The sequence below is a fragment of the Streptomyces sp. NBC_00353 genome (assembly GCF_036108815.1).
Lineage (GTDB): Bacteria > Actinomycetota > Actinomycetes > Streptomycetales > Streptomycetaceae > Streptomyces.
On record NZ_CP107985.1, the window covers coordinates 9,681,064 to 9,706,026 of the forward strand.

A 24,963-nucleotide genomic window follows, 5' to 3' on the forward strand; every position below is an offset into this window, starting at 1 on the left:
CGGGGCCGTCGCGCCCGGGAGGCCCGTAGGGGCCACCGTAGCGCCGCCCGCCCGGGTGGTCCTGGCAAATGCCGCTACGGCCGATGAGCGGCATCAAGTGACTCCGGCCGGACCAGCTGAGCGGCCGGTGGAGCTGGTCCCCCCGCCGGAGCGGCGGTGGCGAACGGACCACCGGACGGCAGCTGCAGTCCAACCACGAGCTCGGGATGGTCCTGCGCTACCCGCTCCAGCGCCCGCGTCCGGATCGGTGCGTCGTTCATCCAGCTCCGGTGCCTCTGCCAGCGAATCCGGCAGTCGATGAAAACGGGCACTGCCGCCATGACCATCCCCGCGAAGCCCACCAAGGCCGCCAGGAGCGGGCTGCTGTTCAGCAGCAGGGCGACGACGGTCCCCGTAGGCGGGACCGCCAGAGCGGCCAGGACGACGCGGGAGGGCAACATGCGGGCTCCGGATGTGCCGCCGGCGGACCCCGACGCGGTGCCCGCCTCAGTCCGGCACACAGCGCGCTGCTGACCGCGATGGCCGGCATCGGCTCCCTGGACGGATTCTCTGCGGGCCACGCCGTCCGGCTGGCCCAGGCCGACCCGGATGCCGTCCTCGCACTGGCCCGTGGATCCAGCAGTCCGCGGTGAGCGGGCGGTGAGCGGCGAAGCGGACGCGGTGATCGCGACGTGGGTGACGTCAACCGACTGCGGCGCCCGGTACGAGACGCTGCACGCCGACGGCCAGGTCCACGTCGACGTCCAGCCGCCGATCGGCGAACCCGAGTTCGACGGCCAGGACGACCCGGACCACAACCCGGTCTGCAACTGCCCCCGGGCACCACGCTCCTGGTGCGACCGCTGCGCCGGTGTTCTGTGACAGCGAACCTGGACCGTTTGCCATCGAAGTCGGACCGTGATCCATCTGGCGGTGTGGCTTCGACGGCGCGAAATAGCCCACGTCTCGTATCCGAGCGGCGCAGGGCTGACCGGTACCGGGGGGAGGGCTGAGCGATCCGTCATTCGTGAGGTGGGCTTCGCCGGGCAGAGTTCGTGAGCCGTTCGGCGAGAGCTTCGACGAGGCCGCGGAGCTCATCTGGGCGTTCGACGATGAAGGGCCGGTCCAGCGAGGCGAGGACAGCCGGCAGCCAGTCGAGCCGTTCCACCCGGAGTCCGACGCGGGACCAGCGCACGGTCTGCGGATCTGCGCTGCTCGGGGAAGGGAGTTCCTCCACGATCGCGATGCCGGCGGGAAGCCGGGTGTGGATCTGCTCGGCCGTCCCCTGGATCCGCAGGGTTACCTCATGCCGGTACGGAGCTGTGGCGAGCCCGGTCAGTACGCGCTTCGCCGGGTCGAGTCCGGCGGGTGGTTCGAACGAGCCGGGTAGGGTTCTCACCCCGGTGATGCGATCCAGCCGAAACGTCCGGTCCTCGCCGGCCGTGAGATCCGCAGCCGTGACGTACCACCGGCCCGAGTGGGCGACGACCCCGTGCGGGTGCAGTGTGCGTTCGCTGCGCCGGCCGTCGGCGGCTGTGTACCGGATCGAGATCGGCCGGTGATGGTTAACCGCGTCGGCGATCGCGAGCAGGACCGTGGATTCCGGGGCGACTGCCTCGCCGGGCCGATCCGTGAAGGCAAGGGAACCGAGCACGGCGTCGAGTCTGCGGCTCAGCCGCTCGGGCAGCACTCGTCGGATCTTGGCCGCCGCCGTCTCACTCGCCGTGTCCGTGGCCAAGCCGGCTCGCCGACCCGCGACCAGGCCGAGCAGCACGGCGAGCGCTTCGTCGTCGCTCAGCATGAGCGGAGGCATGCGGTAACCGGGGGCGAGGCGGTAGCCGCCGTAGCGGCCGCGCACCGACTCGACGGGCACATCGAGGTCGACGAGGTGACCGACGTATCGCCGTACGGTGCGTTCGTCGACGTCGAGCCGATCGGCGAGTTCGGTCACGGTCCGGATGCCGCCCGACTGCAGGAGTTCCAGCAGGGCGAGCACGCGGGCAACGGGGCGAGGCATGCCCCGAAGTCTCCCGCATATACCGGGCGGGTTCCGCCCGGTATTCGTCGTAGCTTGCGATCAGAAGCACCGACGGACCAGGAGAAAACCATGGACTTTGTCTCTATCCGCATCATCACGGGCGACGTCGCCCGCCTCGTCAACTTTTACGAGTGCGCCACCGGAGTATCTGCCGACTGGTCCAACGAGGACTTCGCGGAGCTCAGGACCACCTCGGCCACCCTCGCGATCGGCAGCACCCGCACTGTCCCCCTGTTCGCGCCTGGCTCCGCCCGCCCGGCCGACAACCACAGCGTCATCCTCGAATTCCTTGTCGACGACGTGGACAGCGTGCACAAGAACCTGACCGGCTTCGTGGAGGACTTCGTCAACGAACCCACCACGATGCCCTGGGGCAACCGTTCGCTACTGTTCCGCGACCCCGACGGCAACCTCGTCAACTTTTTCACCCCCGTCACACCGGCCGCCATCGAGAAGTTCGCTCGCTGAGCGACAACACAGCCGCCCGGCAGGCACACGGTTTCGCCGTCGGTCCAACTTCGTTGGCAAACGGTCCGGGTTCATTGTCACCGGACAGCTGGCTGCGCGGCCTGCGGCGAGTGCGCCCACCAGCCGGGACGGGTGTAACGCTCACCGGCAGTGAGCGTTGCGGGTGTCACGCTGCCGTGAAACGCGGCGTGGCACCCCGAGGGAGCGTGACACCCGGCGTGACACCCCGGAATCCGCCCACCGGTGGCCGAAAGATCGGGCCGAAAACGCCCGGACAGCACGGTTCCCGGGAATCCTCCGCCATCCGGCAAGTTTGGCAGCGCCCCCCTCGCCTCCGGGCATCACCACCTCGATGAGGTCTCGGTGCTGACCAATCAGGCGGCTTACCTGGCTGACGGGGCCGAGCACGCGATACGCCTCCAGTTGCGCGAGGACAAGCCTGATGCCACGTGGCGTACCACCGTCACCGGCATTGTTGAGTCCGAAGACTCCTACGCGCTCGTCGCAGTCAGCCTCGAAGTGTTTCCCAACGCCGAGGTGCCGCTCCCCGGCCGGCCACGCCTGGTTCGTGACCTCGTCCGGGACCTGAAGCCCGTGGACGGTCCGGCGTCGCTGACCCTTCATCCTCAAAGCGTCAACGCTGAGGCAACCGACACACTGATCGACGTCCTCTGCGACCCCATACGCCGCAGGCCCGTAATCGTGGCAGCCAAGCCGCTTTATCCCGATCAGTTGTGGACCGAGCGCATGGGGATAGCGATGCCGCTGTGTGCCGGTGCGGCCTCGCTGTACTTGCTCGCGGACACCGAAGCCGTTGAAGCGTTCCGTGCGGTGATCGGTGAGTACCACCGTGTAGCCCCGGGCTCGGTGCGAACGTTCCTTACCGAGGTGGATCCGGCATGGCCGAAGGATGCCTCGCGCCACCGGTTCTTGACCATGGCTCGAATGAGCGATCCGCAAGACAGCGCATGGCGTGGTCTTCCCCGTGCTGTTCACCGACTCTCCACCGAGGTTCCGCTGCCGGAGGCTTTGCGCGGCGCCCTCTGGTTCCCAGATGATGGCCAGCGCCACAGGAAGGAGAGACAGGCCGCTCTGGCGGCGGGCGCCCCTCCGATGAGCTGGCTGGGGCGCTCAAGGACGTCGAAGAGCTCAAGGCACTGCTGGCGCAGGCGGACGAGGAGCTGAAAGAAGCGGAACGCGACGCCCAACTGTCGGCGGTGAGCCTAGCCTCCCTGGAGGAGCAGCGGAACGCGGCTGTGGATCGGGCGGAGGGGGACATGGAGGAAGCCGTGCGGGCCTTGGATGGTACCGAGCGAGTACGGGCCGAGGCGGATGTCTTGCGGCGCCGACTCCGTGACGAAGGCCGCTACGAGGACGCCGTCGTTGTCGAGCCGCCGTCGGGAGCGCCGGACTCGTTCGAAGATCTGTGGGAACGGCTGGGCGCATTCGAGGGGGTCCTTGTCACGGCGGGCAAGAGCAAAGCCCTCGAACTGGACGAGGCGGAGCGGGCTCGTGTCTGGGCGGCGAAGGCATGGAACGCGCTGCGGGCGCTGGATTCCTACGCCCAGGCGGCGCGGGACGGGTTCAACGGCGGCTTCTACCAGCACTGCACATCGGACCGCGCAGGGGCGGTGAGATGGCCACACAAGCAACTGGTCCCGTGTGAGTCCGATACAACGATGAACAGGTGGGGCGCTGAACGGATCTTCGCTGTCCCCGAAGAGGTAGATCCAACCGGGCATAAGGAGATGCAAGCCCATCTGAGACTTGAGTCCAAAGGCAGCGCCTCGCCGAGGATCTACTTCCAGGACGACACGAAAGGTGTCACAGGGCAGGTCATCGTGGGCTACATAGGGCCCCACCTGACCAATACAAGAACCAACTGACCATGCCCTGACCGGGATTCAGTACTCCTGCGACCGGGTGGAGCACGGCCGCGGGCCGCCGATCCAGTACAGGGCGGTGTCCAAGTCGCGCGCCGTCCACCCTGTTGCCCGCTCCCCGCCCTGGCTCAGAAGGCGGTCGAGGAGATCCATGTAGCGGCCGTACCGCCCTGGTGCAGGGGTGAGCGTGAGGTCCAGAGAGTTTAGGGCTTGCTGCACGCGGCGGTCGTAGACCGCCATCCGTACCGGTGCCGCTGCTGCGAGGACTGCCGATGCCAATGCGTCGCCGGTACGGAACCCGGGGAGCTCCCCTATGACGCCGCGACCTGCGCGGGCTGCTTCGGCGCGTGAGACGTCCATGTCGCGGACCGTCTGGACGGCGCGTGTGGTGACCGTGCGTACATCTGTGTCCGGCCAGGACATGAGCTTCGACGCCCACGGGGTCCGCGCCGACAGCCTTTTCCACACCACCAGCGCCCCGATGTCGGCCTTCCCGAGACAGCCCTCCGCCTCTACGCGGCCTGCGACCTCCCAGAACACCTCGTCGTAGTGAGGCGAGACTTCGGACAGGTAGGACGCCTGAGCCGCGGCAAGCACGTCCCACACGCGACTGGCGCTCATCGATGGGTCCATCATGCTTCTCAACTCCATCTCATGCCGATTGTGGTGAGTTCTTCGACCCGCTCGAGTGCGAGGTTGGTTCTGCGGGCGCGGGAGTTAGCGATGAAGACTCCGAGGGCGTGGTCGGTGCCGTCGACGGTTTCGATGTGTGGTCGGGGGACGTTCAGGTGGCCTTCGCGGTGTGCGTACTGGCGGGCGGCGGTGAGGTTGGCGGCCCACATCTCGGCTCGGCTACGCCGTGGCGTAGCTGTTGTCCGGGCAGAAACCGGCACCGGTTCTTCGAGGGGCTCGAGTCCGAGCATCTCGGCGAGCAGCCACTGCTGCGCGGGCACCAGGGTGTTCCATTCGGCGCGCTGTGCTTGCGCCCAGTGGCCGATGTCCTCGCCCTGGATGAGCAGCAGGCCGCTCTCCTCGGGCAGAGGTCTGCCGCCGGACAGGTGGGTGCGGGCGAGGTGGAAGCGGCGTTGCCAGGCCACCGGCCAGCTAGGGCACCAGGACGGGTCGATGTCGTCCAGCTCCTGCCAGCGCTCCGCGCTGACGGAACTCGCCACCTGCCGATCTGCCTGCTGCTCTGGCGTCTCCGCGTTGCGGGCGCGGCGTGCGGCGGCGCGCTGGTTCTTCAGCCAGACGCCGACCGGGTAGTCCTGCCAGGTGGCTTCGTGCGGGGCGAGGAGGTGTCCGTGCTCGGCGGCCCAGCCGCGGGCTGCGGCCAGTCCTTCATCGAAGGCCACTGTGTAGCGGGACCAGATCATCCCGACCTCGTCGAGCTGCTGCACCCGGTCCTCTGCAAGATTGCCTTGCCGGTGCGTGCGCCGTTGTGCGGAGATCCACACCCCCAGCGGGAACCCGTCGGGTGCTGTGTGTCCATAAGGGACACGCAGATGACCGTGATCACTGTGGTAGGCGAGGGCGGCCTGCAGGCCCCGGCGCCAGTACTCGCCCTCGGGCTTGAGGACCCGCGCGGTGATGAACGCCGCCAGCTTCGCCGGGTCCCGCGGAGCGGAAAAGGACAGCAGCCCCTGCGCCGGCCCGCTGAGCCCTCCTCCACCGGCCTCCAGAGCGGTACCGCCGACCGACGGGCGACCGGCAGCCTGGGGGACAGCGAGCTGCTCGACCGCTTCGGTGTCGTGCGCGCGCAGTGCGGTCAGCACCTTGGCCAGGTCCGTGTAGGCCTTGGAAACGAGCATCTCGTCGGGCTCCTCTCCCGGCCCGAGAAACACCGGCACCACCAAGGAGGCCGTCTTGCCCTCTCCGGGCTGCATCCGCAGCGCCCGCCCCACAGTTTGAACGACATCGGGGGTGGAGCCCCGCACGTCCGCGAAGACGACCGCGTCGCAGTTCTTGGTATCGACACCCTCGCCGAGCACGCGCGCCGACGACAGCACGCATCGCTCCATCACCATCTCGTCCACGACACCCGTCGCGAACTCCTCCAACACCTGGCGACGGTGCGACGTCTTGTGCTCCCCGCACAACCAGTCCGCCCACACCGCCCCCGGCTCCGAGTACACCGCATCACCGGTCTCCCACAGAGACTTCGCTACCTGCGATAGCCCGCTCGCGAAGGCCTCCGCCTCACTGGTGCGAAAGTGGAACGTCAGCAGCCGGCGCAACCGATGCTCCGCAGCCGTCTTCAAAACCGCCTGTCAGTCTTCCGTCTAGTGCCGCCTCAGGCAACGTTTGCCCTGTCGACGACGGCTTGTAGGTGCTGGTCGTCGGCATGGCGGTTTCGCCAGATGATGTAGCGGCGGATCATGCTGCCCTGTTCCTTGTGGTCGGCGTGGTCCGTGCCGTCCAGAGTGAAGTAGCGCAGGGCCGTGAACTGGGCCTCGATGCGGTTGAGCCAGGAGGAGTTGGTCGGTGTGTAGGCGATCTCGACGTTGTTCGCGGCAGCCCAGGTGCCGACCCGCTGGCACCTTTTCGTGGTCAGGTGCGGGGAGAAGTTGTCGGCCACGATCGCGATCCGGACGGTGTCCGGGTAGAGGCTGCGCAGGTAGCGGCAGAACTCCAGGAACTGGGTGCGCTTCTTGACCGGTTTGATGTGGCCGTAGAGCTTGTCCTTGGCCAGGTCCAGGGCGGCGAACAGGTGTCGCACCCCGCCGTAGCGGTTGTAGGTCGCTCGTCGCCGTCGGCGCGGTTCACGGTCGGGGTCCTTGTGTGTGCCGCCGCGCTCGGCCCACTGCCGGCCCGGGTGGGGCATCAGGTTGAGCGGCCCGAACTCGTCCATGCAGAAGATGACTTCGGGTTCGCCGTCCTCGGGTATAACCTCGCCGTCGGCGATGGCGTACAGGTGCTCGACCCGCGCTTTCTTGGCCGCGTAGTCCGGATCGCGTGAGGTCTTCCAGGTCTTCAGGCGTTGAAACGAGACGCCTTCCTCGCGGAGCAGGATGCGCAGGCCCTCGTGGCTGATGTCGTCGACCACCCCCTCGGCGACCAGGAAGTCCGCCAGCTTGGTCAGGCTCCAGGTCGAGAACGGCAGGTCGTGCTCGGTCGGCTTCGACTTCGCGATCTTCTTGATCTCACGGCGCTCCGGCAGCGTGAACGTCTTCGGCCGGCCACCGGAGTACTTCGGATACAGAGAGTCGAAGCCGTCGGCGTTGAAGTTGTGGATCACGTCCCGGACCCGGTCGTCGCTGGTGAACGACACCTCGGCGATCTTCGCCACCGGCATGCCCTGCGCGGACAGCAGCACCATCTGGGCCCGCCGCCAGGTCACCACCGACCCGGCGCCTCTGCGGATAATCCGCAGCAGTCGCCGCCCCTCATCATCATCGATCTCTCGGACACGCACTCGTTCTGGCACCCGGACAGAATGATGCCCACGCGCCGTCCACTACAGCACCCGGACGGCGCGTCACATCACAACAGGGCAAACGTTGCCTGATCCGGCACTAGCAGCGAGTTCAGGCACGTCAAGCGGTTGCTCCATCTGCCCATCGTGCCGTGATCCGAGACCGGCCAAGCCCCGTCCTGGTGGTCATGGACGACCTGGACCGCCTGACGCCCGACGAGTTGCTCCTGGTCTTCAAGCTGGTACGCCTGGTAGGCCACCTACCGAACGTCTACTACCTGATCAGCTTCGACGAGCAGACTCTGCTGGACGTCCTGCGGCGCAGCGACCTGGTCGGGGACAGCGAACCGAGAGCCCGCGAGTTCCTGGAAAAGATCGTCCAGGTGCGGCTGGACCTTCCCGCGTTCCGCGAACGTAACGCCGACGTCTTGGTCGACCGCTCGCTCACCGCGGTCCTGCACTCACACGAGCTGACGATGATGCCCAACGAACAGCGACGGTTCTCCGAGGCGTATTTCCGGCATCTGCAGGGCCGCCTGCGCACACCTCGAGCGATCAAGCGGTTCTTCGGCCAGGTCGATGCCACCCTCGGCTCACTCGCCGGAAACGTGGATCTCGTCGACTTCCTCCTCGTCACCTTTCTGCGCACCAGCGAACCCGGCGCCTACCGGGTCCTCGGGCGGCATCGCGCCGAACTCACCGGCACCAGTTTCGATCCGCCGCGCCAGACTACGCCGCATCCGTTTCCATGATCTTCGACACTCGGCAGCGACACTCCTCCTGGAACAGGGCGTCGAACTCGTCGTGATCAAGAAGCTGTTGGGACATGCCCACATCGGCGTGACCGCGACGGTGTACGCCCATGTCCGACTCCGCCTCCAGCGCGCGCCCTCCGCAAACCCCACGAGACCGCCGTCCGGCCCGATGACGGCGACGAGCCCCCGCTCTGTGCAGCACTCGTCCGCTGACGTTGCCGTCAACTACTGCCGTCAAACACCCCAAGAGCCCCACCGGGAGGTTTCCCGGTGGGGCTCTTGGGGTTGCTCGCAGTCGGGTCAGAATGGCATCGCAGCTCAATTGCGAACAGCTGATGAAACCCAGACCGTCACGTCAGTCGCGATCCTCGACACCGTTCCTCCCGCAACGACGCGATGCTCTCGCCTTTCCGGGTTCCGATATTCCACTTCATGTCGCCCATCCGAATCCAGCGTCACGACCACGTACCACTGATTTTCGGACCCACGGGACTCAACGGTAAGGAACGAGTTGTCGGGATAGCGCAATTCGCCGATCAACTCGAACACTAGATCTTCCGAAATCCCGTCGTACGACTCGCCATTCTCTGACTCGATGATGTACGGGTTAGTCGACATGACGCCTCCAGCCTTCAACCAGGCAAAACATCTAGCCCCCGTCTCGATCCGCAAAGAACCTACCGCCAGTTACATACCGGAGATCTTCCTCCCAGGATTGCGTCGGGGAAACCGATCCGCGGTGCGGCTCCAAGTTCAACGGCCCAGGATGCCTCTCCGTCATATAGCCCTGTTCCTTGATCTCCTCCCATAGTTTCCAGGCGTTGGTGCAGCCTTCCTGCCATCGCTGGTCGAGGTAGGGCTTGTAGGCGTCGAGCTTGGTAGGGCGGCTCTGCCACTGACCGGTGAACAGCTGCCCCGGCGCGGTGGCACGGGAGAAACGGAGAACGGTGTTGAGGCCCATACCGAGCTGCCGTGCGATGGACCGCTTGCTGTGCCCGGCGACCAGGAGCGCGTGGACGGTGGCGTGCTTGGCTCGGGCGCGTTCGGCAAACCGATGACCTGTCGGCCACGGCGATGACCAGGTCGTCTCCGGCACCTGCTGTGGCTCTTCCAGCGGTGTCGGTGCAGTGCGCAGGCAGCCGCGGTGTCGGCAGACGCATTTCTCGGTGGCTTCGCCGAGGTTGTGCCAGAGGTGCCACCTGTCAGCGACCTGGAGTGCCTGCGGGGCGCCGCGGGTGGCGCCTTCGGCGTAAAAGAGGGCGCGGTCCCGGCAGATGATCTCGATCCCCGGCCGTTCGGCTAGCCAGGCCGCGAGGGTGTCCGCCTCCCGGTCCGGCAGGAGGTCCACCGGGCGGCGTGTCTCGACGTCGACGAGCACGGTTCCGTAGATCCGACCCTTGCGCTGAGCGTATTCGTCGACGCCGACAACGCGGGGAACGGCGGTGGGCGGGTCCGGCAGCGAGGTGATCAGCCTCAGCAGGGTGTTCCGGCTCGGACTCCGAAGGCGTCCGACATTCGGGCGCCGGCCCGTCCTGCGAGCGCGAGACCGACAGAGACGAGCGTCGATCGCAGCCGCTCCGTCCGCCGACCGAATCGACGGGTGAGGCCGGGCACCTGCTCGGCGAACGTCTTGCGCGAACAGGAGTCCGCCTCGCAGACGAACCGGCGCACCCGCAACGACATCACGACGAGCTTGCCCGACGTGGGCAGATCTCGGGGAAACCGCAGGTAGGAGCCGTGTATTCGCCCCGACCAGCACCCACAGCCCGGACAGGCCGCCTGCCCGGCCGTGGCCCGGGCCTCCACTCGGACATGTGTGTCAGCCACCTCGACCGACTCCACCGCCACGTTCTCAACCGACCAGAACAGCAGCTCATTCAGGAACCGGGCCCTGTGGCCGGCGTGGATGCAATATCTGGCACGTACAACCTTGTTCCAGCTCCCTATCGCTTCCTGTCACATCGAGAAGCCCGTTCCTGTTAACGCCTTGTGTCCGACTGAAGCTGCCGCCTATGCTGCGTCCACCCGTCACGGGTTGAATTGGTCGCTTTCCTCTAAATCGCATCGCCTCCGGGCGCTCGTCGTAGTTTTCCACCAACTGCAACAAGGGGTGCGGGCTATGTAGCAGATCAATCGATTGACTAGCGCTAGGTATCCAGTCACAGCTCGGCAGAGCCGTCGTCGGCGCACTGTAATTCGCCAGGATGGACACCACTAGCGATGCCTTTTAGTGCTGCACGTGGTTGGCTCGACGATCCCGTCGGCACCGTCCGGGGCTGTAACCGCCGCCCATTGCCAACAGGAAGGGCTGTCCGGGCGGTGTGCTGCCGGCCCAGTAGCGCGTGGCCGGCTGCACGTTCGGAGCCATGTGCACGGATGCCCCGCAGGGCCACGCCGGAACCTCGGATGCGAGCCCGAGGGCCGCCGGCGTCGCCCGGCGCGGTGCCCGTACAACTGGGCACCACCCCATTCACTCACTGTTTTGACGGTGCCCGTCGCGCACCATGATCAATCGTTTGACTCGTCAGTTGCCAGCAGTACGGCAAGGGCGGGGATGACGGGCGGCACACCGAGCAAATCCAAAATGATGGCCGCCTGCAGTCGTCTTCTTCGAAGGCGGGTCATCGGTGCCGTTCAGTTTCAGCGTCAGCAGTCTTTTCGGAGAACAATCGTTTGACTAGGAGGGTGTTACGCATATGAAGACACTGGTAGGAGGGCGTATCGCACTGACGATCGCCCTACTCTGCGCGGCCCTGGCGATCGCGGGCGGATTCTCCGCTCCGGCGCGGGCCGCGGTCCAGCAGACGGTGTACGTGTCGCCGAGCGGTTCGGGAAGCGCGTGCACCTCCGCCGCGCCGTGCTCGCTCACCCAGGCGCAGTCGTCCGTGCAGGACCTGGCTCCGTCGATGACCGGGGACATCGTGGTCCAGCTCGCCGACGGAACCTACCGGCTCGACTCGCCGCTCGACCTCACCGCCGCTGACAGCGGCCGGAATGGCCACACGGTGATCTGGCAGGCCGCGCCCAACGCGCACCCGGTACTGAGCGGGGCGAAGAAGATCACCGGCTGGTCGCTCGCTGACTCCAGTAAGAACATCTGGAAGACAACCGACATTCCTGCGAACCTGAACACCCGGCAGCTCTATGTCAACGGGCTGCGCGCCCCGATTGCACAAGGCGCACCACCGGTGGGCCTGACAGGCAACACCACCGGCTACACCGCCGCGGATTCCACCTACTCGACCTGGCGCAACCCGGCCTCGTTGGAGTTCGTCTACCCGGCGGGCAACGGGCTCTGGACCGAGAGCCGGTGCAGAGTCGGCAGCATCTCCGGAACGGCGATCACCATGTCGCAGCCGTGCTGGAAGAACGTCACGCAACGTCCGGCCGGGGCGAACGGTGGCTTCCCGTTCCCCTCCATGTCCACAACCACCAGGCCGACTCGTATTGAGAACGCCTACGAGTTGCTGCACGCCGGGCAGTGGTATCTGGACAAATCGTCCTCGACGCTGTATTACATACCGGCCCCGGGCCAGAACATGCCGACGATCGACGTCGAGGCCCCGAGTATCGAGTCGCTTCTCACCGGCACCGGAACGCTGGGCTCGCCCATCCGCGACATCACCTTCAGCGGGCTGCAGTTCGCCTATGCCACCTGGAACGGCCCGAGCAGTAACCTCGGTTTCGCCGAGGTCCAGGCCAACCTCACCATGACCGGCGCGACCACCGACCCGCCGCAGGGAACCTGCAACTTCAGCAGCCCTGCCGGCACCTGCCCGTACGGTGCCTACACCCAGGAGCCCGGCAACGTCTCCTGGAAGTACGCCCAGTACATCACCTTCGAGGGCAACACCTTCACCCACCTCGGTGCGGCCGGCCTCGCCTTCGGCGACGGCAGCCAGCACAACACCATCATCGGCAACGTCTTCACCGACATCTCGGGAATCGGCGTCGAACTGGGCAGCGCCGGCAACCCGAATCCGACAGACAGCAGAGAGTTCAACTCCTACAACACCATCAACAATAATCTCATCACCCGCATAGGCGTCGAATACCCCGGCGCCGTCGGCATCCTGCTGTTCTTCACGCAGCACACCCAGGTCGCACACAACGACATCCATGACGTCCCGTACTCGGGAATCTCCAGCGGCGCGGTGGCCGGGCACGCCGATACAGCGGCCCACCCGAACCTGACAACCAACGTCAACTCCACCAACGACATCAGCTACAACGTCATCTACAACTACATGAACACTCTTGCCGACGGCGGGGCCATCTACCTGGAGGGCCACCAGAACGAGACGGTCCTCAACACGGACAGCACCGTCAATGAATCGGCGAGCTTCGCCGGAGGCCTGACAGTCACCGGCAACGTCGTCTACAACCAGGGCGGCGACTTCTTCGCGTACTACAACGACATCGGCAGCCAGTGGATCACTTACAGCAACAACGTGCAGTGGAGCGCACCCAACGGAAACGGCGGCTGCTACCCGGTCGGCCACATCTCGTTCACCGGCAACTACTATGCCAACCCGATCAACCAGCTGCCGTGCGGCTCCTCGGTCGACATGCAGTTCTCCAACAACACCCAGATCCCGGGCTCTCCTTCCGCGGGAGATCTGCCGCAGTCGGTTCTGTCGGGCGCAGGTCTGGAGCCCGCTTACCAGGGCATCGCCACTAGTGCCACGCCACGGCTGGGGTACGCGTACCCGCGCACCGGCAGCGCGACCGCGGGCCAGCAGGTCCTGGTCGCGGGCAGCGGTTTCTCCTCCGGTACGCAGGTCACTTGGGGCTCGGCGTCGGCGACCTCGGTCAATGTGCTCTCCTCTGAATTCCTGATCGCTACGGCTCCGGCCGGCGCAGCCCTCTCCCAGATTGCCGTCGCGACGGGGGGCGGGAAAACGCTACCCGTGGTCGACGACACGAACTCGGGTATCAGCTATACCGGGAGTTGGACGGCGCAGACCTACAACGGCAACTTCGGCAACACCCAGCACTACACCACCACCAACGGCGACTCGTTCAGCTACACGTTCAGCGGAACGGGCATCGACTACATCACCGCAATGGACACCAACCGCGGTAACGTCAATGTCTATATTGACGGCGTGCTGAATCAGCAAGCCAACTGCTATGCCCCGAGTACGCAGCCTCAGCAGGTCTGCGCGAGTGTGCGCGGCCTGAGCAGCGGAAGCCACACGATCAAGGTGACGAAAGTCGACGGCACTTACATGACCCTCGACGCGCTCATCGCCTACGTCCAACCACCGTCCGATTCCGTGATCGACGACACGAACTCGGGTATCAGCTATACCGGGAGTTGGACGGCGCAGACCTACAACGGCAACTTCGACGACACCCAGCACTACACCACCACCAACGGCGACTCGTTCAGCTACACGTTCAGCGGAACGGGCATCGACTACATCACCGCAATGGACACCAACCGCGGTAACGTCAATGTCTATATTGACGGCGTGCTGAATCAGCAAGCCAACTGCTCTGCCTCGAGCACGAAGTTGCAGCAGGTCTGCGCGAGTGTGCGCGGCCTGAGCAACGGGAGTCACACGATCAAGGTGACGAAAGTCGACGGCAGCTACATGACCCTCGACGCACTGCAGCTCTCGGGAGGGTAACCCTGAAGCTGCCGCGCCGACTGGTGTGCTGCTCAGTACCGCCGACCTGCCGTTGATCGGTCTTGCGGTTGAGCGCACGATGTACGGAGCCGCTTCGGCCAGGCGGCCGCCTCGCTCAATGCCGAGGCGGCCGCCTGTGAGCGTGGTATTTCCGTGCGCGACGCGCACAGCATGTAGGGCATACATGACCCGCGGTGCCTACGGAACCGCGGGCACCGGATGACCCGGTCTCGGGGTATCACTTGCACCGCGAGCGGCTCTCAAGTTGGCGAGTCCTCAGGTGGCCTCGAGGGGCGAGATCGTCGGGGCGCTGATGGGAAACGACCGCGCGGTGCTCATAGGCGTCGACGTCGACGGCCCGGTCCAGGCCGCGCTGGTAGACGGTGCGTGTGCCGACAATGTCATCCGTGCAGGTCAACGGCCAGATAGGCAGCCGTTAGGGGAGTCTCCGCGAAGCCGGAGTTGAACGCGTTTCGAGCAGGCTGCCGGATTCGTAGAACGCGTTCAGTTCCCACCTTTAAGGAGCAGGCGCCTCGATCGGCCGCAAGTACGCTGACCAGAGCGGACGTGGTTCTCGGCACCTGCAATGCCGCGTGACCTGCGGTGACGGCTTTTCGAGCGGCGCAAGATGACCACTTACGTCACGGCGAGACGCCGATCCGCACCGCGCGCTTGTTCCAGCAGCCAACGGGCCGGACGGATTGCGGACCGACGCACGAGCGCAGGTCACGTCGGCGCTGGCAGCGTTGCTGGCATGACGAAGCTGGCGGCGCTTGCGCGCGAAGAGACACCGATCGATGTCGAGAGTGACGGCGGTTGCGGGTGGGATGCCGGGTTCGTTGAGGATGCTCCACGCGGTGGAGGCGGCGATCTTGATGGCGAGCGAGGCCAGTTCGCCGTGCGTGCGCCGACAGCCCACGAGGAGTTTTCTCGAGCGAGACGCAGCACCAGTTCACGGACAGAGCGGACGGTACGCGGTCGCCAACGGTCGCGTTCCGACTGTGCGACACAGACTCTTGCGCCTGGATCGCACCGCCCCTATGGTTCAGTCAAACGTTTGAGTCAAGCGATTGACCGACGATTGCTGAGGCATTTGTGACCTTTGATCTATTGACCGCTGTCGGTGCTGATGAAGAGATGGCGGCCGTCTTTTCCGAGCAGAGAGCCGTGGCGGACTGGCTTGTGGTTGAGGCTGCCCTGACCCATGGTCTGGCGGCCGCCGGTGTCGTCGAGGGCGATACGGCTGAGCGGATCATCGCCGCCTGTCGGCCCGAGGTCGTCGACACGGAGGGACTCTGGTCGCAGTCCGCTACGGTCGGATACCCGATCTTTCCCTTGGTGCGGATGATCTGCGCCTCGCTGGACGACGAGGCTGCCGGCTTCGTGCATTTCGGCGCGACGACCCAGGACATCATGGACTGCGCGCTGGCGCTGCAGCTGCGGGATGCCGCCGGGCGGCTCCTCGACCTTGTCGGACAGCTCGGTGACGGGCTTGCGGTGCTGGTACGCCGGCACGAAGGCACGCTCATGGCCGGTCGTACTCACGCTCAACAGGCCGTGCCCACCACGTTCGGCGCGAAGTGCGCGGTGTTCCTGGACGAGTTCACACGTCACCGGGAGCGGCTGACCGTGGCCAGGCAGCGGGTGTCGGTGCTGTCCTTGTTCGGCGCCGGAGGCACTTCCGCCGCGCTGGGCGAGCGTGCCGCCGTTGTGCGTGATGAGATGGCTCGCCGTCTCGATCTGGCCGCGACCGAAGTGCCGTGGCATGTGGCCAGGGACCGGGTGGCCGAGTTCGCCATGGCCGCGGCACTGGTGACTGCCACCTGTGTGCGCCTGGCACGGGAGATGGTGGACCTCTCCCGTACCGAGATCGGCGAGGTCGCCGAGGCGGACGGCTTGTACCGGGGTGCGTCCTCGACGATGCCGCAGAAAGCCAATCCGATCTCCGCGGAGCTCACCATCGGTTTCGGGGTTATGGCCCAGGCCGCCGCTTCCGCGATGCTGCGCGCGATGGAGGCGGGCCATGAACGGGCGGCGGGGGAGTGGCAGGTCGAATGGCAGGCACTGCCCGCAGCCTCTGCCTCCGCGGCGGGGGCACTACGCGCGGCTATCGCATTGACCAGCGGCCTTCGTGTGTTCCCCGGGCGGATGCGCGCCAACCTGGACGCCGACGGAGGCAGGATCATGGCCGAGGGGTACATGATCGCGCTCGCATCCCAGCTGGGCCGCGACCGCGCACACGAGGTTCTCTACGAGGCGGTGCGCCGATCGCGGGAGAAGGACCAACCCCTTGTAGCCACCCTGCGGTCGAGCCTGGACGCGGAGGCATGGTCCGCTCTGGAACCGGTGCTGCCGACCCCGTCGGACTACCTCGGCTCGACAACCCAGATATGCCAGGCAGCGGTGACCGAGTGGCGCCGTGGCGCGCAACCGGATTCTACAAGGACAGATCCCGTCGTCATCACGGAAGAGGAGGGAAACGAATGACTTCACACCAGCCGGCTGAGATCGGTGATCTGGCGGCGATGCAGCGTATTCGCAGCTTCGAGGAGAAGACACGGGAGCTGAGTCTGGCTCGCCAGATCATCGGATCCGTGCATCTGTCCATCGGCCAGGAGGCCATCCCCGTGGGCGCCTGTGCTGTGTTGCAGCCGCAGGACGCCGTCTTCGCCACCTACCGCGGACACGGTTGGGCGCTGGCCCGCGGAGTACCGCTGGCGCCCAGCTTCGCCGAGCTGTTGGGGAGGAGCACCGGTCTCAACGGCGGCCGAGGTGGCTCGCCCTACTTCTCAGCTCCGCAGTACGGATTCTTCGGTGAGAACTCCATCGTCGGAGCCGGCGCCCCGATCGCGGTCGGTGCCGCGCTGGCCGCCCGGTACGACGGGTCGGGCCGCGTGGCGGTGGTGTCCTTCGGGGACGGCGCCACCAACCAGGGTGCGATGCACGAAGCCATGAACTTCGCCGCGGCGTTCTCACTCCCGGTGGTCTTCGTCTGCGAGAACAACACCTACTCGGAGCTGACGCCCATCGCGGAGATGGTCGGTGAACCCGAACTATGGCGTCGAGCGGCGGGCTACGGCATGCCCGGCTCCCGGATCGACGGCAACAGTGTGACCACCGTACGCGACGCGATGGCCGCCGCGGTGGACCGAGCCCGCGCCGGTGAGGGGCCAAGCTTCATCGAGGCGATGACGGAGCGTCTGGTCGGCCACTACATCGGCGATGTCGAGCACTACCGGCCCGCCGGTGAGGTGGCCAGTGCCTGGCAGCGCGAACCGATCGGGCGGCTGGAGCGGGAGTTGGTGGCCCAGGGTGTGACCGAGGCCGTCTGCCGGGCGGCTGTTCAACAGGCGGCCGACGAGGTCGAACGGGCCGTGGCCGAGGCGCTGGCGGCGCCTTTGGCTTCTGCGGAGGACGTGAAGGAGCACTTGTATGCCTGAGACGGTGAAGTTGAGGTTCGGCGAAGCGGTCAACGCGGCACTGCGAAGGGCCATGGAGACTTGGCCCGAGGCACTGCTGTACGGCGAGGACGTGGCTAAGCCCGGCGGCGTCTTCGGCGTCACCAGGCGGTTGCGCAATGACTTCGGTGAGCGCGTCTTCGACACTCCGATCAGCGAGAGCGCCATCATAGGTTCCGCGGTCGGTGCGGCGATGATGGGCCGACGGCCGATCGTCGAGATCATGTGGATCGACTTCACCCTGGTGGGCATCGACCAGGTGATCAATCAGGCTGCGAACGTGAGGTATGTGTCGAACGGAGCGCTCAGCGCCCCGCTGACCATCCGGACCCAGCAAGGCGCCACGCCCGGCTCGTGCGCGCAGCACTCGCAGTCGCTTGAGGCCCTGTTCGCTCACGTTCCGGGGCTGCGGGTCTGCCTGCCCTCGACCCCGCAGGACGCCTACGACCTGCTGCTGTCTGCCGTGGCGTGTGACGACCCCACCTTGGTCATCGAGGCCCGGGGCCTTTACGCCGGAGAGCGGGAAGAGGTCGTCATCGGTGGCCCGATCGCTCCCGTCGGCGGCAGTCGGCACCGGCAGCACGGATCCGATCTCACCATGGTGACCTGGGGCGCGACGGCAAGGACGGCAGCCCAGGCGGCCCAAGCCCTGGCCGCGGAGGGCATCAGCACCGATCTCATCGAAACCGTCTGGCTGAACCCCTTCGACACCGACGCGGTGCTCAGCAGCGTCGAGCGAACCGGCCGGCTTCTGGTGGTTCACGAGGCCAATGTCACCGGTGGCTTCGGGGCCGAAGTGATCGCCCGGGTCGCCGAATCAGGCGTCGCACTGCGGGCCGCTCCGGGCCGACTGGGCCTGCCCGATCTGCGGGTGCCCGCGGCTCCCCATCTGTCGGCCGCGGTCCTGCCCACCGCCGACCGGATCACCGACGCGGCCCGCCGGATCGTTGCCGGCACCCCCGTTTTTTGCCGCTAGCCGCAGCTCCCTGCCATTACCTAGCCCCGTCTCCCATGACCCCTGCACGGAAAAGGAAAAACTTGCCATGAACAGATATGGAAGATCACTGCGCCACCGGGTAGTGCTCGCCGGGGTGACGGCTCTTGCCCTCGCCACGACCGCAGCCTGCAGCGTGTCGACGAACACCGCCGACAAGGCGCCGTCCGCCGCCGCCAAAACCAAGAGCGGTTCGCTGACGATCGGTCTGGCCAACCAGCAGGAATCGGTGACCTTCCCGGCTGCTATCGCCAAGGGTGCTGAGGCGAAGGCCGCCGAGCTGGGGGTGAAGCTGGTCGACATGGACTCGCAGGGCGACCAGGCCAAGCAGGCGAGCCAGGTCCAGGACCTCATAGCGCAGAAGGTCGACGGCATCCTGCTGACGCCGCTCTCGCCCGGCCCGGCTCAGGCGCTGGTGGACCAGGCGACCGCAGCCGGGATCCCCGTCGGCACCGTGCACGGCTACGTGGGGGCTGATCGCAAGGTTGAAGTTCCCTACGCCAAGCTGAAGTTCGTGCTGGACGAAAATGAGCTGGGCGCCGGAGGCACGGCCGGGGAACTGGCACTCAAGGCCCTGCCCGGCGGAGGCAAGGTCGCGGTTATCACCGGCGCGGCCGGATTCGTGGAGAACACCACCCGGGTCACCAAGTTCAAGGCCGCCCTCGGCGGCGCCGGCGCGGACAAGTACACGATCGTCGCGACTCAGCCAGGCAACTGGACCAAGCAGGACGGTCAGTCCGCCTGCCAGAACATCCTGGCTGCCAACCCCGGAATCGGTCTGTTCTACGCCATCTCCGACGACATGGCCGTGGGCTGCGCCGCCGCGGTGAAGTCGGCCGGCTCCAAGGCGAAGATCATAGGCATCGGCGGTTCGAAAGGCGGCATCGCGGCGATCAAGTCTGGCGACCTGTACGGGACGGTCTGCTACAAGCCCTATGACGAGGGCGCCATGGCAGTGCAGATGATGCACGACGCACTGACCGGCAAGCTCACCGGTGCGCCGAAGACCACCTTCTACAACACCCCGGGCGTCACCGCCGCCAACGTCTCCAGCTGCACCCCGCAGTGGTGAACGCCTGACTCGGGCACCGCGCCGACCAGCACACGCACACCACAAACCATGAGGCCAAGATGACCGATCGCCGCAGCGCCCCTCCGCCGGTACTCGCTATCACCGACGTGCACAAGATCTACCCCAGTGGCACCCATGCCCTGCGAGGGGTCTCCGTCAAGGTGCGCCCCGGCACCGTTCACGGCCTCATCGGCGCGAACGGCGCCGGCAAGTCGACGCTCATCAAGATCATGTCAGGGGTGCAGACCGCCACCAGCGGCACGGTCGCGTGGCGGGGCGAACCAGTGACCTGGACCAGCCCCGCCCACGCGCTGTCCGCCGGACTGGCGGCCGTCCACCAACACACCCCGCTGGTCGAGGTCATGACGGTGCTGGACAACGTCTTCCTTGGCCGGCACGACTCCGCCCGATGGGACGCCGCTGCCCGCGCCGATGAGCTCACCGCACTGTGCGAGCGGATCGGCTACCACCTCGACGCCACCGCAACAATCGGCCAACTGTCGGTGGGCGCCCGGCAGATGGTCTCCATCCTGCAGGCACTGGCCCGCGATCCCCAGCTGGTCCTGCTCGACGAACCGACCGCAGCCTTGTCGCCCACCGAACGGGAGGTGCTCTTCCGTACGGTCCGCCGGCTACGTGACCAGGGCACCACCTTCGTCTATGTGTCCCACTTCCTCGACGAGGTCCTGGAGCTCACCGACCACATCACCGTGCTGCGGGACGGCAAGGTGGTAGTCGATACCGAGACCGCCGCGAGCGGCAAGGACCAACTGATCACCGCGATCGTGGGGGAGAGGCTGGCTCGGCTGGAGGAGGCCCGGCTGGAGGAGCAGCCGCCGCCCGCCGCCTGCATGCGGGGCGAGCCGCTGCTCACCGTGGAGGGGCTTTGCTCACCAGGACGTTTCGGACCGGTGAACCTGAACATCCATGCCGGCGAGGTTGTGGGTCTGGCCGGACTGCTGGGCAGCGGTCGCACCGAACTGCTCGAAGGGATATTCGGTGCCGACCCGGCGGCCTGCGGCAGCATCCGGGTGGCCGGGCGCGCCCTGCGTAAACCCTCACCGCGTACCGCAGTGCGCCGAGGTCTCGCACTCGTTCCCGAGGATCGCTCGCGTCAGGGGCTCCTGCCCGACTGGGAGATATGGCGCAACATCTCCCTGCCATACCTGGCGAGCATGTCGCGGTACAGGCAGCTGCCGGAACGTCGTCGTGAACGAGACCTCGCCACGCGTGCGATCGCAGATCTGCGCATCGCCGCCCCGTCGCCGGAGGCCCGGGTCAGTGAGCTCAGCGGGGGTAACGCGCAGAAGGTCGTCTTCTCCAAGTGGCTCTACGGCCCAGCCCGGATCTTCTTGCTCGACGAACCCTGCGCCGGGGTCGACGTCGGCGCCAAGGCCGACATTATCCAGCTCGTCCGGCGTCTCGCGGCGGCCGGGAACGCGGTGCTCATCGTGGCCTCGGAGTTCGAGGAACTGCTGAGCGCATGTGACCGCGTACTGGTGATGCGCCGTGGAGAACTGATCGCCGAGCGCGAGGCACTCCACACGAACCTGCACGAACTCACCGCTCTCGCCAGCGGACTGTAAGAAAGGCGTCCAGATCGTGAATTACGGTACCAAAACCGGCGAGAGCCGTACCCGACAGCTGAGCACCGCCGCCCTGCGTCGCGCGCTATCGCCGCGCTCTGCGGGAGTGGTCTACGCCCTCGGAGCCCTGGTAGCGGCGCTGACCATAACCTCGTCGGTGCAGGGCCGACCCGCCTACCTCAGCGCCGTCAACATCAGCAACATCCTCGACCAGTCAGCGCTGATCGGCATCCTTGCGATCTTCATGACGGTTGTGCTGATCAGCGGCAACTTCGACCTGTCCATCGCGTCCACCGCCGCGTTGTCGGGAACGATCGCGCTGGACCTTGTCGACCAGCACGGCGTTGCCGTGGCGCTGGTTGCGGCGCTGCTGGCCGGGATCGCGGTGGGGCTGGTCAACGCCGTGCTGGTGCAGAAGGTCGGCGTCAACGCGTTCATCGTCACGCTCGGAACACTCACTGCCGTGCGCGGCGTCGTGCAGGTGATCCTCGACGGACAGAGCATCACGGCCACCGACACCTCCTTCCACACCTTCGAGACAGCACGACTGGCACCAGACCGGTCTGTCGCCCTCGCCGTCGGCGTCGTCCTCGTGGCCGTGGCCGCAGCGGTCGGCGCCTACGGCAGGAACAAGAACAGGCCGGTTGGGACCGTGGTGGCCGTCGCCGTGGCCGGCTTCGCAGTGCTGGCCGTGAGCCTGTTCCAGCCCGACCTGCTCAACCAGACCGTGCCTGTGTGGATCATGCTGGCTCTGACCGTCGTTACCAGTGCGGTGCTGCGCTACACGGTGGTCGGCCGGAACCTCTACGCCGTGGGCGGCAACGCGGAGGCGGCCCGCCTGTCCGGGATCAATGTCGACCGCTACAAGATGTCCGCGTTCGTGCTCAACGGGGCCATGGCAGCTCTGGTAGGGGTGCTGTTCGCGGGCAAGTTCAACTCGGTCGACCCCACCGTGCTCACCGGTGGTGAGCTGACCGTCATCGCCGCCGCTGTTCTCGGCGGAACCTCCCTGTTCGGCGGTTCCGGATTCGTGGCGAAGTCCGTGGTCGGAACTTTGATCCTCTTCACCTTGAGCAACGGCTTCAACGTCCTCAACATCGGCTCCAACTACCAGAATGTCGTGCAGGGCGGCGTCCTGATCGCGGCTTCGGCGCTCTACACAGCCACCTCCTCGCGCGGGCAATCCTTCCTTCGCTCACGCTGGTCTGCGTGGCGCGGCAGCAGCTCGCAGGCGGCCTCGACGCAAGAGGAGGCCGCACCGATCGCCCTGCCGGAAACCAGCCTGGTCGAGTGACCCCAGCCTGCCGGGCACACCGCTGGCACCCACCACTTCGCCCCCAGCGCGCGTACCGGCGCCGCCGCGCCAAGGCGACAGGACTGTATTGCAGAAGGTTGTGAGTGGGCGCCCGGGCCCCGTGCGGACTGCGTGATCGCACTCTGCTCATGCATGGCATGTACACAGTCGGCTGGTACCCGCGCTTGAATGGTGGGACGGGCTGAGGTGCTCGTCGGTGCCGCCGGGACGCGGCGCGGCTTGCGTGGGCGTCCGGGGGAGCGGCCGCGGGCGGCCAGTCTTGGTAATCATGTGCGGTCCTTCCTTGTTCGGGAAGCCCCGTGATAAAAATCAGTCAATCGTTTGAGTGAAAGGGGTCCAGAATGCCTGAGACCACACCACTGGTGCTTTTGGGTCGCAAATTCGACGGCTTCGAGCGGGCACTCACCGCACAGTTCCGAGCGATACCCGACGTGTCCGCACGATTCGAGCTGGTGGAGATCGGTGACCTGGAGGACAAGGTCCTGCACGGGGACGGCGCCACCTCCGGTGCCAACGACGTACTGATGTTGATCACCGACTGGCTGCCCGCGCTGATCGAATCGGGTCGACTGCTTCCGCTCGACGAGCATTTCGCTGCGGCTCCGCCGCAGGGATGGCCGGACGCGTGGGTTCCGTCACTGCGAGAGCTGCAGCGCGGTCCCGACGGCAAGACGTACGGCATCGCGTACCACGACGGTCCGATGATGCAGCTCTACCGCACCGACCTGTACGGCGACCCCAAGGAACAGGCCGGGTTTGCCGAACGATTCGGATATCCGTTGGCCCCGGCCACCAACTGGTCGCAGATGCACGACCAGGCGATCTGGTTCAACCGACCCGACGAGGGCCTCTACGGTACCGTCCAGGCGGGCTTTCCTGACGAGCACAACAACGTCTACGACTTCCTGACACATCTGTGGAGCCGCGGCGGTGAACTGATCGACGGCTCGGGCCGGTCCGGGCTCGACCGGACCCCAGCCCTCGAAGCCATCGACTACCTGCACGATCTGTGGCATGTGAGCCGGGTGGTCGACCCCGCAGCCGCGGACTGGGACAGCGTCGCCTCCGGTGTGCATTTTGCCGCCGGAGAAGCGGCGATGATGGTCAACTGGTGCGGCTTCGCGGCCCTTTCCGCAGATCCTCAGTCCCCCACCCACGGGCTGGTCGGCTGCGCGCCGGTACCGGGCGGCGAAGGCCCGGACGGCTCCACCGTGACCATGAACGCCTACTGGGTACTCACCGTGGCGTCCGGCACCTCCGACCCCGACCGGGCGATCGACCTGATCCGGCGGCTGGCCACGCACGAGATGGACGTACGCACCGCGATCGGCGGAGGCTCGGCAACCCGGCGCGATTCCTGGGCCGCCACGGAGGTCCAGGCGATTGCACCGTACTACGGGGTCCTCGAGCAGGCACATGCGCACGCCCGGTCCGTGCCGGTTGACTCACGCTGGCCGGTCATCGCGGGCATCCTCAACGAGATGATGCGTGCTGTCGTCGTGGACGCGTCCGGCCGCCGCGCACTGGAGCAGGCACACGCGCGGTTGAACGAGTTCCTCGCCGGCACGAAGGACGCAGGATGAGCGGGAGAGCCCCCGTCGCGGTCGTGACCGGTGCGGCCGCAGGCATTGGTGCGGCAACGGCCGAGAAACTCGTCGGCGCCGGCTACTCCGTAGCCCTGTGGGATATCGACGAAGCCGGCTCGGCCGCCCTTGCCGCACGCCTCACGGACCAGGGCGGGCGCACGGTCCCAGTGCTGACCGATGTCGCGGACCCCTCATCCGTAAGGGAAGCGCTCGCCGTCACCCGTGAGGCCCTGGGCACGCCCACGGCAGTGGTCTGCGCCGCTGGCATCATGGCGCCGCAGCCGTTCCTCAAACTGTCCGCCGAGACCTGGAACCGCACACTGCGCGTCAACCTCACAGGTACGTTCACGGTGTTGCAGGCCTGTGCCACAGCGATGACCGAGGACGGTCTGCCAGGAGCCATGGCGGCGGTGGCGAGCGTCGCGGCCCGCGGGCCTCGCGCCGATGCTGCCGACTATGCGGCCAGCAAGGCCGGCGTGGTCAGCGTCGTGCGGTCGGCAGCCGTCGCACTCGCTCCGCACGGCATCCGTGTCAACGCCGTCTGCCCCGGCGTGGTCGACACCCCGATGACCGCACATAACACTCAGGAACGTGCCAAGCTCCAAGGCATTCCCGAGGAGCAGATCACCAAGACTCTTGTCACGAAAGTGGCGCTGGGCCGGATGGCCGCCGCACACGAAATAGCCGCCGTCGTGGCCCGCCTGCTCGGGGACGAGTTCGGCTACGTCACCGGGCAGGCGCTCAACGTCTGCGGCGGCCTGGAATTCGACTGAACCGGAGA

At 66.6% G+C, this 24,963-nt stretch carries 22 protein-coding genes and 1 pseudogene; 15 read left to right on the forward strand and 8 right to left on the reverse strand.

What is annotated here, in order from left to right; translation table 11 throughout:
* Positions 1-74: 74 nt before the first annotated feature.
* Positions 75-440: a hypothetical protein gene (locus tag OHA88_RS43615; protein ID WP_328623754.1), complete on the reverse strand. Its 366-nt coding sequence runs from the start codon at positions 438-440 to the stop codon at positions 75-77.
* Between the two features lie 199 nt (positions 441-639).
* Here OHA88_RS43615 and OHA88_RS43620 point away from each other — a divergent pair, with 199 nt between their 5' ends.
* Entirely contained in the window at positions 640-861 is a 222-nt protein-coding gene (locus tag OHA88_RS43620; protein WP_328623753.1) for a hypothetical protein, read from the forward strand.
* A gap of 139 nt (positions 862-1,000) precedes the next feature.
* Here the strand turns inward: OHA88_RS43620 and OHA88_RS43625 are convergent, their stop codons facing one another.
* Complete coding sequence (locus OHA88_RS43625; RefSeq protein WP_328623752.1) at positions 1,001-1,996, reverse strand: helix-turn-helix transcriptional regulator; 996 nt, start codon at positions 1,994-1,996, stop codon at positions 1,001-1,003.
* A 90-nt stretch (positions 1,997-2,086) separates the two neighbouring features.
* Between OHA88_RS43625 and OHA88_RS43630 the strand changes: the two genes are divergently transcribed.
* The 3 genes from OHA88_RS43630 to OHA88_RS43640 all read left to right on the forward strand — a co-directional run bounded on the left by OHA88_RS43630 (position 2,087) and on the right by OHA88_RS43640 (position 4,371).
* Positions 2,087-2,485: a VOC family protein gene (locus OHA88_RS43630; RefSeq protein WP_313935094.1), complete on the forward strand. Its 399-nt coding sequence runs from the start codon at positions 2,087-2,089 to the stop codon at positions 2,483-2,485.
* A gap of 363 nt (positions 2,486-2,848) precedes the next feature.
* Positions 2,849-3,670, forward strand: a complete 822-nt coding sequence (locus OHA88_RS43635) for a hypothetical protein (protein ID WP_328623751.1) — start codon at positions 2,849-2,851, stop codon at positions 3,668-3,670.
* Between the two features lie 32 nt (positions 3,671-3,702).
* On the forward strand, positions 3,703-4,371 hold the full coding sequence (locus OHA88_RS43640; protein WP_328623750.1) for a hypothetical protein: 669 nt from the start codon (positions 3,703-3,705) through the stop codon (positions 4,369-4,371).
* Between the two features lie 18 nt (positions 4,372-4,389).
* Here the strand turns inward: OHA88_RS43640 and OHA88_RS43645 are convergent, their stop codons facing one another.
* From OHA88_RS43645 to OHA88_RS43655, 3 genes are read right to left on the reverse strand one after another with little or no spacing between them, the layout of a single operon-like run.
* Positions 4,390-4,989, reverse strand: a complete 600-nt coding sequence (locus OHA88_RS43645) for a hypothetical protein (RefSeq protein ID WP_328623749.1) — start codon at positions 4,987-4,989, stop codon at positions 4,390-4,392.
* 20 nt (positions 4,990-5,009) lie between these two features.
* Positions 5,010-6,602 (reverse strand): helicase associated domain-containing protein, encoded by a 1,593-nt coding sequence (locus OHA88_RS43650; protein ID WP_328623748.1) that lies wholly within the window; start codon positions 6,600-6,602, stop codon positions 5,010-5,012.
* A gap of 56 nt (positions 6,603-6,658) precedes the next feature.
* Positions 6,659-7,792 (reverse strand): IS630 family transposase, encoded by a 1,134-nt coding sequence (locus tag OHA88_RS43655; RefSeq protein WP_328623695.1) that lies wholly within the window; start codon positions 7,790-7,792, stop codon positions 6,659-6,661.
* A gap of 140 nt (positions 7,793-7,932) precedes the next feature.
* Here OHA88_RS43655 and OHA88_RS43660 point away from each other — a divergent pair, with 140 nt between their 5' ends.
* Together OHA88_RS43660 and OHA88_RS43665 are read left to right on the forward strand one after the other, a co-directional pair.
* Positions 7,933-8,532 carry a P-loop NTPase fold protein gene (locus OHA88_RS43660; protein WP_328623747.1) on the forward strand — a complete coding sequence of 200 codons (600 nt, stop codon included), beginning with the start codon at positions 7,933-7,935 and terminating at the stop codon, positions 8,530-8,532.
* Positions 8,495-8,748 (forward strand): annotated as a pseudogene (locus OHA88_RS43665) (tyrosine-type recombinase/integrase); the annotation flags it as partial. The gene OHA88_RS43660 and the pseudogene OHA88_RS43665, both read left to right, overlap by 38 nt.
* A gap of 105 nt (positions 8,749-8,853) precedes the next feature.
* Here OHA88_RS43665 and OHA88_RS43670 read toward each other — a convergent pair.
* The 3 genes from OHA88_RS43670 to OHA88_RS43680 form a co-directional block, all read right to left on the reverse strand.
* Entirely contained in the window at positions 8,854-9,153 is a 300-nt protein-coding gene (locus tag OHA88_RS43670; protein WP_328629539.1) for a hypothetical protein, read from the reverse strand.
* Positions 9,154-9,184: 31 nt separating this feature from the next.
* Positions 9,185-9,913, reverse strand: a complete 729-nt coding sequence (locus tag OHA88_RS43675; RefSeq protein WP_328623746.1) for a transposase — start codon at positions 9,911-9,913, stop codon at positions 9,185-9,187.
* A gap of 95 nt (positions 9,914-10,008) precedes the next feature.
* Positions 10,009-10,362, reverse strand: coding sequence for a transposase family protein (locus tag OHA88_RS43680; RefSeq protein WP_328623745.1), 354 nt, complete (start codon positions 10,360-10,362; stop codon positions 10,009-10,011).
* Positions 10,363-11,231: 869 nt separating this feature from the next.
* Between OHA88_RS43680 and OHA88_RS43685 the strand changes: the two genes are divergently transcribed.
* The 9 genes from OHA88_RS43685 (at position 11,232) to OHA88_RS43730 (ending at position 24,955) form a co-directional block, all read left to right on the forward strand.
* On the forward strand, positions 11,232-14,171 hold the full coding sequence (locus OHA88_RS43685) for an IPT/TIG domain-containing protein (protein ID WP_328623744.1): 2,940 nt from the start codon (positions 11,232-11,234) through the stop codon (positions 14,169-14,171).
* Positions 14,172-15,266: 1,095 nt separating this feature from the next.
* Positions 15,267-16,658: a class-II fumarase/aspartase family protein gene (locus OHA88_RS43695; RefSeq protein WP_443044140.1), complete on the forward strand. Its 1,392-nt coding sequence runs from the start codon at positions 15,267-15,269 to the stop codon at positions 16,656-16,658.
* Complete coding sequence (locus OHA88_RS43700) at positions 16,655-17,611, forward strand: thiamine pyrophosphate-dependent dehydrogenase E1 component subunit alpha (protein WP_328623742.1); 957 nt, start codon at positions 16,655-16,657, stop codon at positions 17,609-17,611. Before OHA88_RS43695 ends, OHA88_RS43700 begins: the two co-directional genes overlap by 4 nt.
* Positions 17,604-18,605 carry an alpha-ketoacid dehydrogenase subunit beta gene (locus OHA88_RS43705; RefSeq protein ID WP_328623741.1) on the forward strand — a complete coding sequence of 334 codons (1,002 nt, stop codon included), beginning with the start codon at positions 17,604-17,606 and terminating at the stop codon, positions 18,603-18,605. The genes OHA88_RS43700 and OHA88_RS43705 overlap by 8 nt, the downstream gene beginning before the upstream one ends.
* 67 nt (positions 18,606-18,672) lie before the next feature.
* Entirely contained in the window at positions 18,673-19,695 is a 1,023-nt protein-coding gene (locus OHA88_RS43710) for a sugar ABC transporter substrate-binding protein (RefSeq protein WP_328623740.1), read from the forward strand.
* Positions 19,696-19,754: 59 nt separating this feature from the next.
* A complete protein-coding gene (locus tag OHA88_RS43715) occupies positions 19,755-21,281 on the forward strand; it encodes a sugar ABC transporter ATP-binding protein (protein ID WP_328623739.1) in 1,527 nt (508 codons plus the stop codon).
* A gap of 16 nt (positions 21,282-21,297) precedes the next feature.
* Positions 21,298-22,575 carry an ABC transporter permease gene (locus OHA88_RS43720; protein ID WP_328623738.1) on the forward strand — a complete coding sequence of 426 codons (1,278 nt, stop codon included), beginning with the start codon at positions 21,298-21,300 and terminating at the stop codon, positions 22,573-22,575.
* A gap of 362 nt (positions 22,576-22,937) precedes the next feature.
* On the forward strand, positions 22,938-24,179 hold the full coding sequence (locus OHA88_RS43725; RefSeq protein WP_328623737.1) for an extracellular solute-binding protein: 1,242 nt from the start codon (positions 22,938-22,940) through the stop codon (positions 24,177-24,179).
* Positions 24,176-24,955 carry an SDR family NAD(P)-dependent oxidoreductase gene (locus OHA88_RS43730; RefSeq protein ID WP_328623736.1) on the forward strand — a complete coding sequence of 260 codons (780 nt, stop codon included), beginning with the start codon at positions 24,176-24,178 and terminating at the stop codon, positions 24,953-24,955. The genes OHA88_RS43725 and OHA88_RS43730 overlap by 4 nt, the downstream gene beginning before the upstream one ends.
* The last annotated feature ends 8 nt before the right edge of the window (positions 24,956-24,963 follow it).